1 protein-coding gene (only partly in view) is annotated in these 19,584 nt (G+C 70.8%); it reads right to left on the reverse strand.

Going from position 1 to position 19,584, the window contains the following annotated elements; all coding sequences use genetic code 11:
• Positions 1-32: 32 nt before the first annotated feature.
• Positions 33-19,584, reverse strand: partial view of a non-ribosomal peptide synthase/polyketide synthase gene (locus tag ACFWF2_RS07765; RefSeq protein ID WP_379305736.1) — the 3' end only. It continues 24,335 nt past the right edge of the window; only the last 19,552 of its 43,887 coding nucleotides appear in the window; its start codon lies off the right edge, out of view; it ends in the stop codon at positions 33-35.

The following is a 19,584-nucleotide window of genomic DNA, read 5'->3' on the forward strand; positions in this document are numbered from 1 at the left end:
GAGGTGACCTCCGCGGCGCTCGGCGCTACTGCCTACTCGGCGACGATCACCGTGACTTCACCGTCGGCCGCATCGGTCGGGTCGCCGGGGGCGACGAACCAGTGGGTGACCTCGCCGTCGGACAGGTCGTCTTCGACCGGGCCGCCGGGGAGGACCGACAGGGCGCCCGCGGTGGCCGAGACCAGGAATTCCTGGATGGCGGCCGGGCCGGAGGCGTGGGTGGTGAAGGTGGTGCATTCGTAGTCGACGTCGTGGGTGTCGCGCAGGGTCTTGGCGAGGGCGAGCGCGGCGCTCTGGGTGAGCGTCGAGTTCGTCTCCGCCGCGGCCAGCACGAAGGCGGGGTGGTCCTCGGACAGCGGGCGGACCCGGTCGGCGTAGGAGACGGGATGCGCCGCGGCGGCGGCGATCTCGGCTTCTACGTCGGGCAGGATCAGCCAGTCGCCCGCGACGCCGGCGACGGGAGCGTCGCTGATGCCGTAGGACGCACCGGTCGCGGCGATCTCGACGCCGGACAGCTCGCCCGCGAACAGAACCGCGGCGCCCGCCTTCTGGATGGCCCAGGCGGCGAGGACCGAATCCACGCTGCGCGGCAGCGAGATCGCGACAACATCGCCGGGGCCCGCACCGCGGGCGATGAGCACGCGGGCCAGCTGCGAGGACTTGCGATCCAGTGCGCTGTAGGCGATTTCGCTGTCGCCGCGGAGCAGGGCGGGAGCCTGCGGGTCGGCTTCGACGACCTCGCCGAGCACCTTGGCCACCGTCTGCGCACCAACGCCCGCCGTCGCGACCGGGGCCGAGACAGCAGCCGTCACACCGGATTCGGCGAGCAGCTGGGCGCGTTCGCCCGCGTCGAGGATGTCGATGTCGCCGACCAGGCCGGTCGGGTTGTCGAGCAGCTCGTCGAGCACGCGCAGCAGACGCGCGGACAGGGTGCGGACCTCGTCCTCGGTGTAGGTGCTGCGCAGGTAGCGCAGGGTGATCTCGATGGTCGACTCGGCCATCACCACCAGGGTGAGCGGGTAGTGGGTGGCGTCGTCGAGGCCGACACCGGTGACCTGCATGCCGTCGATCGAGCTCGCCGCGGTGACGGCGTCCTTGTCCATCGGGTAGGACTCGAACACCAGCAGCGTGTCGAACTGCGCGCCTGCCCCGGCTACCCGCTGGATGTCGGACAGGCCGACGAAGTGGTGGCTGAGCAGGTCGGCCTGCTCGGCCTGCACCCGCTTGGTCAGCTCCTCCGCGCTGATCCGGTCGTCGATCTGGATCCGCACCGGCAGGGTGTTGATGAACAGGCCGACCATCGACTCCACGCCGGGCAGTTCGGCCGGGCGGCCGGACACGGTCGCGCCGAACACCACGTCGTCGCGGCCGGTGAGGCGGCCGACGACGATGCCCCACGCGGTCTGCAGCAGCGTGTTCACGGTGACACCGAGTTCGCCCGCGAACTTGCCGAGCGCCCTGGTGCGGTCGTTGTCGATCTCGACGATGACCTTGCCGAGTTCGTAGCGCTCCTCGGTGCGCGGCGCTGGCGCCAGCTGGGTGGGGCCTTCGACCCCGTTCAGCGCTTCGGCCCAGACCTGCAGCGACACTTCGCGATCCCAACCCGACAGGAAGGACAGGAAGTTGCGGTAGGAGGCCACGCGCGGCAGCGCGGTGAGGTCACCGTGCACCGCGTAGAGGACCAGCAGGTCGCGCATGAGCAGCGGCATGGACCAGCCGTCGATCAGGATGTGGTGCACCGTGATCGCCAGGTGGGACTGACCATCCCCGGTCTTGTACAGACCGAAGCGGATCAGCGGGGCCGTGGCCATGTCGAACTGGTTGGCGCGGTCGGCGACCAGCAGCTGCTGCATGCGCGGCAGTCGCTCGTCCTCCGGCAGGTCGGTCAGGTCGACCTCGCGCCACGGGACCTCGAGCTCCGACATCACGACCTGCACCGGCTGACCGGCCGAGTCGGTGACGAACGCGGTCCGCAGGTTCGGGTACCGGTCGAGCACGGCCTGGGCCGCGCGCCGCAACCGCTCGGTGTCGAGGGTGCCGGTCAGGTCGAGGACGGCCTGCACGGTGTACACGTCGACGGTGGCCGAGCTGAGCATGGCGTGGAACATCAGGCCCGCCTGCAGCGGCGAGAGCGGCCACACCTCGGCCAGGGCCGGGTAGTTGCCTTCCCACAGCTCGATGTCGGACTGATCGACCCGCACCAGGGGCATGTCGGACGGGGTGAAACCGCCCGCGTCGGCGCGCTGCGCGTGGGTGGCGAGCGCGGTCAGCGCCGCCACGAACAGGTCGGCGAACTCCTGGGCCTGGTCGGCGGTGAGCAGCCCGGTCGGGAACGCGATGTTCGCGCCCAGCTGCGGGCCCTCGTCGCCGTCGTTGACGATGGCGTTGATGTCCAGCGTCGCGTTGGCGGGCATGTCCAGGTCCATCTCGGCGTCGAGCTGACCCAGATCGGCCACCGGCACCCAGCCGAGTTCGGCCAGTTCGGCGGGGATCTCGCCCGCCGTCGCGCGACCGAGGTAGTTGAAGCTGATCTGGCCGACGCTCGGCAGATCGGCACCCTCGGTGGTCAGGTACTTGAGCATGCCGTAGCCGATGCCCTTGTCGGGCACGGCGAGCATCTGCTCCTTGACCGACTTGATCACCTCGCCGAGCACGGCGCCGCCCGCGAAGGCGTCGTCGAGATCGGCACCGGCCAGGTCGAGGCGGACCGGGAAGGCGGTGGTGAACCAGCCGACGGTGCGCGAGAGGTCGGCACCGGCGACGATCTCCTCCTGGCGGCCGTGGCCCTCCAGCTTGATCAGTGCCGCTGTACCGGATTCGTCACCGCGCCAGCGGGATACGGCCAGCGCGAGTGCGGTGAGCAGGCCGTCGTTGACGCCGCCGTGGTACAGGCCCGGGATCGCGGTGAGCACCGCGTCCGTGACCTCCGGCGACAGGGTGACCTGCACCCGGTCGACGGTCGCGAAGGTGTCGACCTGTGGGTCGAACGCCCGCGCGCCGAGCCGCGGGTCGGCGGTGGCCGAGACCTCGCGCCAGAACGGCAGTTCCGCGCGACGATCGGTGGACTGCTCGACCAGGCTGTGCGCCCAGCGGCGCATCGAGGTGCCGTTGACGGGCAGCGTCACCGGCTGACCGGCGGCGATCTGGCCCCAGGCCATGCCGAGGTCCGGGATCAGGATGCGCCAGGAGACACCGTCGATCACGAAGTGGTGGCCGACGATGAGCAGCGCGTCGCGACGGCGCGGGCCGTCGGCGTTCTCGCCGAAGGCGAACCAGACGAACTGCACCATGGCGGCGTTCGCCGGATCGAGTCGGCCCATGGCCTCGTCGTATTCGACCGAAGCTTGCTTGGACAGCTGCTCGTCGGTGATCTCACCGGCCACCTCGATGCGACGCACCAGCGCGGTCACGTCGACCTCGCCCGGCGCCAGCGCCTCGAAGACCCAGCCGTTCTCGGCATCCTTGGCCACCCGCGAGCGGAGCACATCGTGGTGGTCGAAGACCGCGCCGATGGTGGCGTGCAGGACCTCCTCGGTGATGTTCTCCGGCAGGCGCAGCACCATCGACTGGGAGAACCGGTCGTAGGTGGAGCCGCTGCTCAGGATCTGGCGCATGATCGGCAGCATCGGGATATCACCGACACCGCCGCCCGGCAGTTCCTCGAGCACGATCTGGTCGGCGTCGCCCGCGAGCACGGCGATCTCGGCCAGGCCTGCCACGCTGCGCTTCTCGAACACGTCGCGCGGCTTGAACAGCACGCCGCGGTCCTTGGCGCGCGAGACGAGCTGGATGGACAGGATCGAGTCACCGCCGAGGGCGAAGAACGAATCGTCGAGGCCGACCGCGTCGACACCGAGCACCTCGGCGAAGACGGTGGCGATGATCGCCTCGACTTCGCTTGTCGGCGTGCGGAACTCGCGCGGGGCGAGGACCGGCTCGGGCAGGGCGCGACGATCGAGCTTGCCCGCGGGGGTCAGCGGGATCTCGTCGAGCACCATGACGGCAGCGGGCACCATGTGCGCGGGCAGCTGCTGCGCCGCGTACTCGACCAGCTCGGCCGGGTCGGCGGCCGCGCCGGGGGTGGCCCGCACATAGGACACCAGGATGGTGGCGCCCGCGTCGGTGGTGCGGCCGATGGTGGCGGCGAACTCGACGTCGTCGTGCGCGGTGAGGACCGCGTCGATCTCGCCCAGTTCGATGCGGAAGCCGCGGATCTTCACCTGGAAGTCGTTGCGGCCCACGTACTCCACGACCGACTTGCCGTTGACGGTGCGCCAGGCGACGACGTCACCGGTGCGGTACAGGCGCTCGCCGTCGGCGTACGGGCTGGCCACGAAGCGCTCGGCGGTGAGGCCGGGGCGCGCGTGGTAGCCGCGGGCCAGCGGGAGGCCGCCCAGGTACAGCTCACCGGCCACGCCCTCGGGGACCGGGCGCAGGCGGCTGTCGAGCACGAAGACGGTGGCGCCCGCGATCGGGCCACCGATGTTCATGGTGTCGCCGGGCAGCAGCGGGTCGGACAGGTTGGTCGCGATGGTCGCCTCGGTCGGGCCGTAGGCGTTGTAGAACCGGTGGTGCGCGGGGTCGGTGCCCGCGCTGTGCCAGTTCGCCACCAGGTCGACGGGGGCCTTGTCGCCACCGACGATCAGCGCTTCCACGTCGGCCAGCGCCGCGGGTTCCATCGACGCCGCGACCAGCGGGGTGAGGAACACGTGGGTCAGCTGCTGGCCCACGATGATCTCGGCCAGTTCCTCGCCGCCGACCACGCCGACCGGCGTGATGACGAGAGTGCCCGCCGAGCCGACCGCGAGCAGGAACTCGAGGATCGACGCGTCGAACGACGGGGACGCGAACGCCAGCGTGCGCGCGTCCTTGTCGAGCCCGAACTGCGCCACCTGGGCAGCGGCGAAGTTGGCCACACCGGTGTGGGAGACGACGACGCCCTTGGGCAGGCCCGTCGAACCCGAGGTGTAGATCATGTAGGCCGTGTTGCCGGTCCGGACGGCACCCTGGCGGTCCGCGTCGGTGATCGGCGCGGCGGACTGCTCGGCGATCTCGGCGTGCAGCGCCGCATCGTCGAGGACCAGCCAGTCGCCCAGGGCGGGCGCGGGCAGGTGATCGACCTCGGACGACACCGTGATGCCCAGTGCCGCACCCGAATCCGACATCATGTGCGCGATGCGCTCGGCCGGATACTTCGGATCGACCGGCAGGAACGCGGCACCGGACTTGATGACGGCCCAGATGGCCAGCGTGGTTTCGAGCGAACGCTGCATAGCGATGGCGACGACCGTCTCCGGTGCCGCACCACGCTCGATGAGCACGCGGGCCAGGCGCGATGAGGCCGCGTCCAGCTCGGCATAGGTCAGCGAGCGAGCCTGACCCGACTGCGCCGCCGCGAGCCCACTGGACTCGCCCGCACCTACCTCTTCGCCCGCGCGCTGCGACTCGTCCGCATCCGGCGTGCCGGTCGCGGTGAGCGCGCGGACCAGGCCGGTGTCGACCGATTCGCCGGGCGCGACGATCGCCTGACCGGCCGGGTTGGTCGCCACGGCCTGGGCCAGCAGCTCGGGCAGAGTGCTCGTCGAGGCGGCGGGACCACCGGTGCGAGTGAGCAGTTCGGCGCGCTCGACCGTGTCGAGGAGTTCGAGATCGCCGACCGGCGTGGTGGTGTCGGTGACGACCTCGGCGAGCAGACGCTGGAAGCGCTGCGCGAACGTCTCGACCGTCGACTGGTCGAACAGGTCACTGGCGTAGGAGAACTCGGCGTAGGCGCCCGCCTCGTCACCGGCCTGCGCCTCACGCACGGTGAGCAGCAGGTCGAACTTGGCGGTGTCGACGTCGAAGTCGACGGCCGAGACCGACAGGCCCGGCAGCTCGAAGCTCGCGTCGGGCAGGTTCTCGAACGACAGCGCCACCTGGAACAGCGGGTGCCGCGCGGTGGAGCGCTCAGGGTTGAGCAGTTCCACCAAGCGCTCGAACGGGATGTCGGCGTGCGCGAAGGCGGCCAGGTCGGCTTCCTTCGCCTGGGTCAGCAGCTCGGCGAAGCTGAGCTGGCCGCCGACCTGCGTGCGCAGGGCCAGGGTGTTGACGAACATGCCGATGACGTCGTCGAGTTCGGCCTCGCCACGACCGGCGATCGGGGTGCCGATGACGATGTCCTCGGTACCCGACATGCGCGCCAGGAACACCGCGAGGGCGGTGTGCACGACCATGAACAGCGTCGCGTTCTGCTCGCGGGCGATGGCGATGAGTCCGGCGTGGATCTCGGTGCCGATCGGGAACAGCACCCGGCCGCCGGCGAAGGACTGCGTGCTCGGACGCGGCCTGTCGAGAGGCAGGTTCAGCTCGTCGGGGACGCCGGCGAGGGCACGCTTCCAGTAGTCGGCCTGCTGGGAGATCAGGCTGGCGTCGTCGGCCTCGGAGCCGAGGACGTCGCGCTGCCAGACGCTGAAGTCGGCGTACTGCACCGGCATCGGCGCCCAGCCCGGGCGTTCCCCGGCGGCGCGGGCGGCGTAGGCCACCATCACGTCGCGGGTCAGCGGGCCCATGGACCAGCCGTCGGCGCTGATGTGGTGGGCGACGAAGACGAGCACGAACTCCTCGTCCGCGACCCGCATCAGCTTCGCGCGCAACGGAACTTCGTCGAGCACGTCGAAGCCTGCGGAGATCAGCGCGGCGATCCTGTCGCGAACCTGTTCGGGCGCAACGGCTTCCGGCGTCAGATCCGGAACATTGCCCTCGACCGGCAGGATCACCTGGTGCGGCGTGCCGTCCGCGGACGGGTACACCGTGCGCAGGGTCTCGTGCCTGGCCAGCACATCGGCGACCGCGAGCTGCAGCGCCTCGACATCCAGCGCGCCCGACAGGCGGACGGCGACCGGGATGTTGTTCACCGCGGAGCTGGTGTCGAACTGGTTCAGGAACCACATACGCTGCTGCGCGAGCGAGAGCGGCACCTGCTCCGGACGCGGTCCGGCGACCAGCGCGCGCCGCCCACCGGCGCCCGCACCCTGCTCGACCTTCACCGCGAGACCGGCGACGGTGGACGCCTCGAACAGCAGGCGCACGGGCACCCGGCTGTCCAGGGCGGCACCGAGACGGGCCGCGACCTGCGTGGCCAGCAGCGAGTTGCCGCCGAGGGCGAAGAAGTCGTCGTCGGCACCGACGCGCTCGGCGCCGAGCACGTCCGCGAACACGGCCGCCACGATCTCCTCGATCGGGGTGGACGGCGCGCGGAAGGCCTGGGCCTCGAACTCCGGCTCCGGCAGCGCCTTGCGGTCGAGTTTGCCGTTGACGTTCAGCGGCAGCGCGTCCATGACGACGAACGCGGCGGGCACCATGTACGACGGCAGCCCGGCGGCCAGCGTCGACTTCACCTGCGCGACATCGATATCCATGCCGACCAGGTACGCCACCAGGCGATCGCCGGTGCGCGGGTCGGACTTCGCGATGACGGCGGCCTGGGCGATCTCGGGCAGCGCCAGCAGCGCGGCCTCGATCTCGCCGAGCTCGATACGGAAGCCGCGGATCTTCACCTGGAAGTCGGTGCGGCCGCGGTAGTCGAGCTCACCGTTGTGCCAGGCCACCAGGTCACCGGTGCGGTACATGCGGGTACCGGGGGTGAACGGGTTGGCGACGAAACGGTCGGCGGTCAGGTCGGGGCGGCCGAAGTAGCCGCGCGCCAACTGCGCGCCGGCGAGGTACAGCTCGCCCGCGACGCCGTCCGGCACCGGGCGCAGCCGCGCGTCGAGGACGTACACCTGGCTGTTCCACTCGGGCCCACCGATGGAGACCGAGCCCTGGTCCGCGGCGTTCACCCGATGCGAGGTGATCGAGACCGCGGCCTCGGTGGGGCCGTACAGGTTGAACAGCTCGGTGCGCGGGAACGCGGTGCGGAACCGCTGCGCCAGCGAACCGGGCAGCGCCTCACCGATGGCCAGGACCCGCCACAGCGAATCGGGCATGCCTGTGCTCGATTGCGGCGCGCCCGAGGGCCCTGCGTGGTCACGCTTCGCTACCGCCTCCGGGCCCGCCGGGCGCGCCGTGGTGGCCAGCAGCGCGTCCAGCATCGACGGCACCACGTGCAGGGTGGTGACCCACTCGCGCGACATCAGCTCGTTCAGGTACGCCGGATCGCGATGGCCGTCGGCCGAGGCGATGACCAGGCGGCCACCGCAGACGGCGGCCGACCAGAACTCCCAGACCGAGAGGTCGAAGGTCGCGGCGGTCTTGAGCAGCACCGCGTCGGCGGCGTCCATGCCGAACTCGATCAGCTTCCACTGCAGCTGGTTGGCGATGGCGCCGTGCGGCACCGCGACACCCTTCGGGCGTCCGGTCGAACCGGACGTGAAGATCACGTAGGCGGTGTGCTCCGGACGCAGCGGCTGGGTGCGCTCCGCGTCGGAAACCGGCGTGGCGCCGACCTCGTCGAGCTCGAGCTCGTCGATGCGCACCAGCGGCGCGACATCGGTGTCGAACTCGGCCTCGGCGTTGGTCAGCACACAGACCGGTGCCGCCGTCTCGAGAATGTAGTTGGTGCGTTCGGCCGCCTGATCGGGGTCGACCGGCACGTACGCGCCACCGGACTTGCTCACCGCGTACATCGCGACGATCAGGTCCACCGAGCGGCGCAGCGCCAGCGCGACACGGGCCTCAGGGCCGACACCCAGCGAGATCAGGTGCCGCGCGAGGCGGTTCACCTTCGCGTCGAGTTCGGCGTAGGAGAGCTGGGCGCCGTCGTCGGTGACCAGGGCGGTCGACTTCGGATCGGCGGCCACCGTCGCGTCGAGCAGCGAGACCAGGGTGGCCTCGGTGTCGACGCGGTAGGCGGTGGCGTTGCGGGCGTCCAGGATCTGGGCGCGTTCGGCCGGTGCGAGCAGTTCGATGTCGCCGACCGCGGTGCGCGGGGTGGCGACGATCGCGCCGAGCAGGCGGACGAACCGCGCGACGAAGCCCTCGACCGTGGCGTGGTCGAACAGATCGGTGGCGTAGGTGAAGATGCCCGAAATGCCTTCGGGCTCACCGGCATCGCCGTAGCGGTCGGTGGCGATCAGGTGCAGGTCGAACTGCGACAGCTGGGAATCGATGTCGAGACCGGACACCGTCAGGCCCGGCAGTTCCAGGGTGGCGCGGCTGAGGTTCTGGAACGACAGGCCGACCTGGAACAGCGGGTGACGCGCGGTGGAGCGGACCGGGTTGAGGACCTCGACCAGACGCTCGAACGGCACGTCGGCATTGGCGAACGCCGCGATGTCGTCCTCACGCTGGCGGGCCAGCAGCTCGGTGAACGCCTCGTCGCCGTCGACCTTGGTGCGGAACACCAGGGTGTTGACGAACATGCCGATCATGTCGTCGAGGGCGGCCTCGCCACGACCCGCCATCGGGGTACCGATGGCGATGTCGTCGGTGCCAGAGAGGCGGGCCAGCAGCACCGCGAGCGCGGTGTGCACGACCATGAACAGCGTCGCGCCCTCGGCGCGGGCCAGCTCGACCAGCGCGCGGTGGGTGTCGGCGTCGATCTGGACGTCGACCTTGCTGCCGGCGAAGGTCTGCACGGCCGGGCGCGGGCGGTCGGCGGGCAGGTCGAGCTGATCGGGCAGGTCAGCCAGGGCCTGCTTCCAGTGCGCGACCTGCTTGGACGCCATCGAGTCCGGATCGTCCTCGCTGCCGAGCAGTTCGCGCTGCCAGATGCTGTAGTCCGCGTACTGCACGGCCAGCGGCGCCCAGCCGGGCTCCTGGCCGGTGGAGCGGGCCGCGTAGGCGGTCATCAGGTCGCGGGTCAGCGGGGCGACCGACGAGCCGTCACCCGAGATGTGGTGCACGACCATGGCGAGCACGAAGTCGCCGGAGATGGTGCGGGCGGGCCCGAAGACCGAGCTCGGCGCCGCCGGTTCGGCATCGGTGTTCTCGGCGCGGAACAGCGCGACCTTCAGCGGCACCTCGACGGTGACGTCGAACATGGTCGACATCAGTTCCGCGACAGCCGATTCCATCTCGCCGGCGGCCACGGTGCGCTCGATCAGTTCCGGCGCGGCCTGCGCGGGCGACAGGATCACCTGTGCCGCACCGGCTTCGGTCTGCGGGTACACCGTGCGCAGGATCTCGTGGCGCGACACCAGGTCGGTGATCGCGGCCCGCAGCGCGGCCACATCGAGGTCGCCGGTGAGGCGGACCGCGACGGGCACGTTGTAGGCCGCCGACTGGGTGTCGAAGCGGTTGAGGAACCACATGCGCTGCTGCGCGAGCGAGAGTGGGATGTGCTCGGGACGCGGACCGGCGGTGAGCGCCTTGCGATCACCGGTCTCGGCGTGCTGCTCGATACGGTGCGCCAGCGCGGCGACCGTGGACGCCTCGAACAGCAGGCGCACCGGAATCCGGGTGTTCAGCGCCTCACCGAGGCGGGCGGCGACCTGGGTCGCCAGCAGCGAGTTACCGCCCCAGGCGAAGAAGTCGTCGTCGAGACCGAAGCGCTTGTCGGCCCCCAGTCGCAGGACCTCGGCGAAGGTGGCGGCCACGAGCTGCTCGCTCGGGCTGACCGGCGCGCGGAACACGGCCTTCTCGACCTCGGGCTCCGGCAGGGCCTTGCGATCCAGCTTGCCGTTGGCGTTCAGCGGCAGGGCGTCGAGCTGCAGGAACACGGTCGGGACCATGTAGGACGGCAGTTCGGCGGCCAGCGCGGAACGCAGGGCCAGCTTGTCGACCTCGGCACCGGCGACGACGTAGGCCACCAGGCGATCACCGACGACGGGGTCGGTGTGGGCCAGCACCGCGGCGGAGGTGATGTCGGCCTGCCGCAGCAGCGCGGCCTCGATCTCGCCGAGCTCGATGCGGAAGCCGCGGATCTTCACCTGGAAGTCGGTGCGGCCGCGGTAGTCCAGTTCGCCGTCGGCGTTCCAGGCGACCAGGTCACCGGTGCGGTACATGCGCTCGCCGGTCACCGAGAACGGGTCGGCGACGAAGCGGTCGGCGGTGAGATCGGCGCGGCCGTAGTAGCCGCGGGCCAGCTGGGCGCCGGCCAGGTAGAGCTCACCGGAGACACCGACCGGCACCGGGCGCAGGCGCGAATCCAGCACGTAGACACGGCTGTTCCACTCCGGCGCACCGATCGACACCGACACCTGGTCGGCATCGGTCACCGCGTGGCTGGTGATCGAGACCGCGGCCTCGGTCGGGCCGTAGAGGTTGAACAGTTCCGCGGTGTTGGCGGTGCGGAAGCGCTGCGCGGTGGACGCGGGCAGCGCCTCACCGATGGCCAGCACCCGGCGCAACGTGCGCGGCAGCGCCGCACCCGACTCGGTGAGCAGTGCGTCGAGCATCGACGGCACCACGTGCAGCGTCGTGACGCCGGTGGCCCGCATCAGGTCGTTGAGGTAGGCCGGGTCGCGGTGACCGTCGGCGGTGGCGACCACCAGGCGGGCTCCCGCGACGGCGGCGGTCCAGAACTCCCAGACCGAGAGGTCGAAGGTGGCTGCCGTCTTGAGCAGCACCGCGTCGTCGGCACCGATACCGAATTCGGCCGTCTCCCACAGCAACTGGTTGACGATCGCGCCGTGCGAGACCGCGACACCCTTGGGCTTGCCGGTGGAACCGGACGTGAAGATCACGTACGCGGTGTTCGCGGGCACCAGGGCGCCACGGCGCTCGGTGATCGCGGCCGGGCTGACGGCGCTCAGGTCGAGCTCGTCGAGGACGACCACTTCGGCCGCCGCCGTGCTGAACTCGGCGTTCGCCGTGGTCAGCACGACCGCGGGCGCGGCCGTCTCCAGGATGTAGTCGGTGCGCTCGGCGGGCTGATCGGGATCGATCGGCACGTAGGCGGCACCGGTACGGGCCACCGCGTACATCGCGATGATCAGTTCCGCGGAACGGCGGATGGCCAGCGCCACCCGATCCTCGGTCCCGATACCCAGCGAGATCAGGTGCCGGGCAAGGCGGTTGACCTCGGCGTCGAGCTCGGCGTAGGTCAGCTCACGGCGACCGTCGACCTCGTCGACAACCAGCGCGACGGCATCCGGAGTGGCGGCCACGGTCGCGTCCAGCAGCGACACCAGCGTGGCGTCGGTGTCGACCGCGTGCGCGGTGTCGTTCCACGCGGTGACGATCTGCGTGGACTCCGGCGCGGTGAGCAGGTCGATATCGCCAACCGGGACGGTCGCGTCGGCGGCGACCGCGTCGAGCACGAGCAGGAAGCGGTCGGCGAAGCTCTGGACCGTCGACTCGTCGAACAGGTCTATGGCGTAACCGAATTCGGTGACCAGCTGGGCCGGTGCGCCGTCGTCGGTGTAGCGGTCGTAGAGGGTGACGTGCAGGTCGGTCTTGGCCAGCTGCGAGTCGTAGTCGACGGCGCTGACGGTCAGGCCTGGCAGTTCGAAGGTGGTGTCGGCCAGGTTCTGGAACGACAGGCCCACCTGGAACAGCGGGTTGCGCGCGGTGGAGCGCACCGGGTTGAGCACCTCGACCAGGCGCTCGAACGGCACGTCGGCGTTGGCGAAGGCTTCCAGGTCGCGTTCGCGCACGTCGGCCAGCAGCTCGGCGAACGAGGCCGCCGGGTCGATGGCGGTGCGGAACACCAGGGTGTTGACGAACATGCCGATCAGGTCGTCGAGTTCGCGTTCACCACGGCCCGCGATGGGGGTGCCGACCGCGATGTCGTCGGTGCCGGACAGGCGCGCGAGCAGCACCGCGAGGGCGGCGTGCACGACCATGAACAGCGAGGCGTTGTTGGCCCTGGCCAGCTCGTGCAGCGCGGCGTGGCGCGCCGGGTCGATCTCGAAGCGGATCGCCTTGCCCTGGAACGACTGAGCGGGCGGGCGCGGCCGGTCGGCGGGCAGTTCCAGCTGATCCGGCAGGCCCGCGAGGGCGTTGCTCCAGTACGCGACCTGCTTGGCGGCGAGCGATTCCGGGTCGGTCTCGTCGCCGAGGACCTCGCGCTGCCACAGCGCGTAGTCGGCGTACTGCACCGGCAGCGGCGCCCACTGCGGGGCCTCGCCCTGCACGCGGGCCACATAGGCGGCCATGATGTCGCGGGCCAGCGGGCCCATCGACGAGCCGTCGGCGGAGACGTGATGCACGGTGAACGCGAGCACGTGGTCGGTCGCGTTCAGCTTGAACAGGGCGACCTTGAGCGGCACCTCTTCGGTGACGTCGAAGGTGGTCATCGCGAATTCGATGACGGCGCCGAGCAGCTCGGCCTCGTCGACCTCGATGTGGTGGACAACGGCGCGGCTCTGCGAGATCGGCAGGATCACCTGGTGCGGGCCGTCGGCCGAGCGCGGGTAGGTGGTGCGCAGCATCTCGTGCCTGGCGAACACGTCGCCGATGGCCTGCTCGAGCGCGGGGACGTCGAGCTCGCCGGTGAGGCGGACGGCCAGCGGGATGTTGTCCACCGCGGAGGTGGAGGTGTCGAACTGGTTGAGGAACCAGTAGCGCTGCTGGGCGGGCGAGAGCGGGATGATCGCGGGCCGCTCCCCCGCCGTCAGGCGCGGGCGGGTCCGGCCGGAGCCGGCATTGTGCTCGGCGCGGGCGGCGAGCGCGGACACGGTGGACGCCTCGAACAGGTCGCGGACCGAGAGCTGGGTGTCCAGGGCCGCGCCGATGCGGGCGGTGACCTGGGTGGCCAGCAGCGAGTTGCCGCCGAGTTCGAAGAAGTCGTCGTCGGCGCCGACGCGGGTCACGCCGAGCACGTCACCGAAGGTGCCGGCCACGATCTCCTCGATCGGGGTCGACGGCGCGCGGAACACCTTGGCCTCGAACACCGGCGCCGGCAGCGCCTTGCGGTCGAGCTTGCCGGAGGCGTTGAGCGGGAAGGCGTCCAGGATCACGAACGCGGTGGGCACCATGTAGGTCGGCAGCGCGCCGCCGAGTTCGGTGCGCACTGCGTCGAGGTCGATGCTGGCACCGGCGGCCGGGATCAGGTAGCCGACCAGCTGGTCGCCGAGGCGCTCGTCGGAGCGGACGACCACGACCGACTGGGCGATCGACGGCAGCGCGGTGAGCGCGGACTCGATCTCGCCGAGTTCGATGCGCAGACCACGCAGCTTCACCTGGAAGTCGGTGCGACCCAGGTATTCCAGCTCGCCGTCGGTGGTCCAGGTGACGAGGTCACCGGTGCGGTACATGCGGGCGCCGTCGTCGCCGAACGGATCGGCGACGAAGCGGTCGGCGGTCAGGTCAGGACGGGCGACATAGCCGCGCGCCAGCTGGATACCGGCCAGGTACAGCTCGCCGGGCACGCCGACGGGCACCGGGTGCAGGCGTGAATCCAGCACGTACACCTGGGTGTTGAAGACCGGGGCGCCGATCGGCACCGAGGTGGTGTCGGCGTCGGTGACCTCGTGGAAGGTGACGTCGACCGCGGCCTCGGTGGGGCCGTACAGGTTGTGCAGGGCCGCGCCGGTGAGCGCGCGCAGACGCTGGGCGGTCGGTGCGGGCAGCGCCTCACCGGAGGCGAAGACCAGGCGCAGGCTGCTGCTGGTCTGCCTGCCGTCGGCCAGGGCGACGGCGGCGGACTCGGCCAGCTCGGCCACGAACACCGACATCATCGACGGCACGAAGTGCGCGGTGGTGACGCCTTCGGTGGCGATGATCTCGGCCAGGTACGCCGGATCGCGATGACCGTCGGGCTTGGCGACGACCAGACGCGCACCGATCTGCAAGGGCCAGAAGAACTCCCACACCGACACGTCGAACGTGGCGGGCGTCTTCTGCAACACCACATCGTCCGCGGTGAGGCCGTAGGCGGCCTGCATCCACACCAGACGGTTGACGATCGCGCCATGGCTGACCGCCACACCCTTCGGACGACCCGTCGAACCCGACGTGAAGATCACGTACGCGGTATTCGACGGACGCAGCGGCGCGGTGCGCTCGGCATCGGTGACCGGCGCGGCGGAGTACCTGGTCAGGTCCAGGCTCTCGATGTGCAGCGCGGTAGTCGAGCCGGCGTCGAATTCGTCAGCGGCCGTGGTCAACACGCAGACCGGCGCGGCGGTCTCGAGCACGTAGTGGGTGCGCTCGGCCGGGTGGTCGGGGTCGAGCGGCACGTACGCGCCACCGGCCACGCTCACCGCGTACATGCCGATCACCAGGTCCAGCGAGCGGCGCATGCCGAGCGCGACCATGGTGTCGGGGCCGACGCCCTGGGCGATGAGGTGACGGGCCAGGCGGTTCACCCGGGCGGCGAACTCACCGTAGGACAGACTCGTCCCCTCGAAGGTGAGGGCGGTCGCGTTCGGGCTGGTCAGCGCCTGGGCCTCGAACATCGACACCAGCGTCGCGGCCTGGTCGACCGGGTGCGTGGTGGCGTTCCAGTCGGTGACGACCTGGCGGTACTCGGCCGGAGCAAGCAGCTCGACCTCGCCGATCGCCCGATCCGGCGCGGCGACCACGGCGGTCAGCATCCGCACCATGCGCTGCGCGAGGCCCGCGATGGTGTCGGCGTCGAACATGTCGGTGGCGTAGGCGAACTCGGCGGTCATGCCGTCGGCGGAACCGTCGGCGCGGTGCCGGTCGGCCAGGTTCAGGTGCAGATCGAACTTGGCGGTGACCACGTCCAGCGGCACGCCGGCGACCTCGAGGCCGGGCAGCTCGAAGGAGGCCTCGCCGGTGTTCTGGAACGACAGCATCACCTGGAACAGCGGGTGACGTGCCTGCGAACGGGCCGGGTTGAGGATCTCCACCAGGCGCTCGAACGGCAGGTCGGCGTGGCCGAAGGCGGCCAGGTCGCTTTCCCTGGTCTGCGCGAGCAGTTCGGTGAACGTCTGGGCCGGGTCGACGCCGCTGCGCAGCACCAGCGTGTTGACGAACATGCCGATCGCGTCGTCGAGGACCGCTTCACCACGGCCCGCGACGGCGGTGCCGATGGCGATGTCGTCGTTGCCGGACAGGCGGGCCAGCAGCGCCGCGAACGCGGCGTGCACGACCATGAAGAGGCTGGCGCCGTGTTCGCGGGCCAGCGCGTTCAGGCTCGCCGCCAGTGCCGGGTCGATCGAGAACTCGTGCACGCCACCGCGGTTGGAGGCCACGGCCGGACGCGGGCGGTCGGCGGGCAGGTCGAGCTGATCGGGCAGGCCTGCCAGGTGCTGGGACCAGTACGCGACCTGCTGGGCGATCATCGAGGACGCGTCGTCCTCGGCGCCGAGGGTCTCACGCTGCCACAGCGCGAAGTCGGCGTACTGCACCGGCAGCGGCGCCCAGCCCGGCGCCTCACCGCGCGAGCGCGCGGCGTAGGCGATCATCACGTCGCGGGCCAGCGGGCGCACCGACCAGCCGTCACCGGAGATGTGGTGCACGACGAAGACGAGCACGTGGGTGTCGGGGGTCGAGCCGTCCATGGAGCCCGCGACGCGCAGCAGCGCGGCGCGCACCGGGACCTCGGCGGTCACGTCGAACCCGGCGAGCACCAGTTCGCTGATCCGATCGCGGATCTCGTCCTCGGCGACCGTGATCGGGGTGAGCGCGATCGGCACCTGGCCCGCGGGCAGCACGACCTGCACGCCCTGGCCCTCGGCGGTCTCGGGGTAGACGGTGCGCAGCACCTCGTGCCGGTCGACCACGTCGGCGACGGCCTGACGCAGGGCGTCGATATCGAGGTCGCCGGTCAGGCGGACGGCGAGCGGGATGTTGTTGACCCCGGTCGCGCTGTCGAAGCGGTTGAGGAACCACATGCGCTGCTGGGCCAGCGAGAGCGGGATCTGCTCCGGGCGCGGCCCGGCGACGAGCTCGCGGCGGCTGCCGCTGCCCGCGTGCGATTCCACCTTGACGGCCAGCGCGGCGACGGAAGGCGCCTCGAACAGCACGCGCACGGGGACGCGGGTGTCGAGGGCGGCGCCGAGGCGGGCGACCACCTGGGTGGCGATCAGCGAGTTGCCGCCCAGGTCGAAGAAGTCGTCGTCCAGGCCGACGGCGCGGTCACCGGACAGGCCGAGCACCTCGGCGAAGGTCGCGGCGACGATCTCCTCGATCGGTGTGCTCGGCGCGCGGAACTCCCGCGCCTCGAACACCGGCTCGGGCAGGGCGCGGCGGTCCAGCTTGCCGTTGGCGCTCAGCGGCATCGCGTCGAGGACGACGAACGCGGCCGGAACCATGTAGGACGGCAGCTGGGCGGCCAAATGTGTACGCAGCGAATCGATCTCGGCGGTCGCGCCCCCGGAAGGCACGACGTAGCCGACGAGCTGGTCGCCGGTGCGGGCATCCGAGCGCACGACCACGACGGCCTGCGAGACGGTGCCGTGCGCGGTGAGCGCGGCCTCGATCTCGCCGAGCTCGATGCGCAGACCGCGCAGCTTGACCTGGAAGTCGGTGCGGCCGAGGTAGGTGATGGTGCCGTCGGCGTTCCAGCGGACGAGGTCACCGGTGCGGTACATCCGCTCGCCTGCGCCGAACGGGTTCGCCACGAAACGGTCGGCGGACAGGTCAGCGCGGCCGACATAGCCGCGCGCCAGCTGGATGCCTGCCAGATACAGCTCACCCGCGACACCGGGGGCGACCGGGTGCAGACGTGAATCCAGCACGTAGGACTTGGCATTGAGCACGGGGCGGCCGATCGGCACCGGGCCCTGCACGTCGTCGGCGACCGGTGCGTAGGTGGCGTGCACCGTGAATTCGGTCGGACCGTACAGGTTGTGCAGCTCGGCGGAGCTGACCCGGCGGATCGCCTCGACGACATCGGAGGTGAACGCCTCACCGGCGACGAGCAGCGCGCGCACCGAGGCCAGCTGCGCCGGTGCCGCGACACCGGCGAACACGGCGAGCATGGACGGCACGAACGAGGTGAGCGTGACGCCTTCCGCGGCGATCAGCTCGGCCAGGTACTGCGGGTCGCGATGCCCGTCCGGCGTCGCGATCACCATGCGGGCGCCGCGGACGATGGTGCCGAAGAGTTCCCAGACCGATACGTCGAAGGTCTGCGGCGTCTTGAACAGCACCACATCGTCGGCGGTCAGCGCGTATTCGTCGGTGATCCAGCGGATCTGGTTCACCGCCGCCGCGTGCGACACCGCGACACCCTTGGGGCGGCCGGTGGAGCCGGAGGTGAAGATCACGTAGGCCAGGTTCGAATTCCGCAGCGGCGCACGACGTTCGCTGTCGTCGACCGGGGTGGCCGGGTAGCCGGACAGGTCGAGTTCGTCGACCACCAGGGTCTGGATACCGGCCGGGGCGAAGGCGTCGGACGCGGTGGTGAGCACCGCCACCGGCTGCGCCGTCTCCAGCACATAGGCGATGCGGTCGGCGGGCTGATCCAGGTCCAGCGGCACGTAGGCGCCGCCCGCGGCGAGCACCGCGTACATGGCGACGACGAGGTCGGCCGAGCGGCGGATACCGAGGGCGACCAGGGTGTCGGGGCCGACGCCGGAGTCGATGAGCTTGCGCGCCAGCTGGTGCACCCGCCCGGCGAACTCGCCGTAGGACAGAGCTGTCCCCTCGAACGTCAGCGCGGTCGCGTCGGCGTCGTGCTCGGCGAGCCGGAACAGGTCGAGCAGGGTCTCCCCGGTATCGGCCGGAACCACGAAGCTGCCGCGCCCAACACCGCCCATGCAGATGAGCTCGTTGGAGTTCCACTCCGACAAAACGAGCTCGCGTTCGCGGCCGTCGAGCAGATCGACGTCACCGACCGCACGCTCCGGCTGGGCGCCGACAGCGGCGAGCACCCGCGCGAACCGCTGCCCGAAGGCTGCCATCGTGGCCGCGTCGAACAGGTCGGTGGCGTAGATCAGCTCGGCGACGATGCCCGAGGGCGAGTCGGCGGGCTTCTCGGTGAGCACCACGTTCAGGTCGAACTTGGCCACGTCGATCGGCAGCTCGACGCCGCTGACCGTCAGGCCGGGCAGTTCCAGGTTGGACTGGCCGGTGTTCTGGAAGGCCAGCATGACCTGGAACAGCGGGTGGCGTGCCTGCGAGCGGGCCGGGTTGATGATCTCGACCAGGCGCTCGAACGGCAGGTCGGCGTGGCCGAAGGCGGCGATGTCGGCCGCGCGGACCTCGCCGAGCAGGTCGGCGAAGCTCGCGTCGCCGTCGACCTCGGTGCGCAGCACCAGGGTGTTGACGAACATGCCGATCAGGTCGTCGAGGGCACGCTCGCCACGGCCCGCGATCGGGGTGCCGATGGCGATGTCGTGCTCGCCGGACAGGCGCGAGAGCAGCAGCGCCAGCGCCGCGTGGGCGACCATGAACAGCGTCGCGCCGCGGCCGCGGGCCAGCTCGGCCAGTGCCGCATGGGTTTCGGCGTCGATCTCGAAGGTGTGGGTGGCACCGCGACCGCTGGCGACCGCGGGGCGCGGCCGGTCGGCGGGCAGGTCGAGCTGCTCGGGCAGGCCGCGCAGCTGCTGTCCCCAGAACGAGATCTGCTGGGAGATCACGGACTTGGCGTCGTCCTCGTCGCCGAGCACGGCGCGCTGCCACAGCGCGAAGTCGGCGTACTGGACCTCGAGCGGACGCCAGGCCGGTTCGGCGCCTTCCACGCGAGCGCTGTAGGCGGTCATCACGTCGCGGGTCAACGGGCCCATGGAGAAGCCGTCGGCCGAGATGTGGTGCACGACAAGGGCGAGCACGTGTTCGGTCGGGCTGATCTCGAACAGGGCGGCCCGG

The organism is Nocardia sp. NPDC060259, assembly GCF_042728775.1.
GTDB lineage: Bacteria > Actinomycetota > Actinomycetes > Mycobacteriales > Mycobacteriaceae > Nocardia.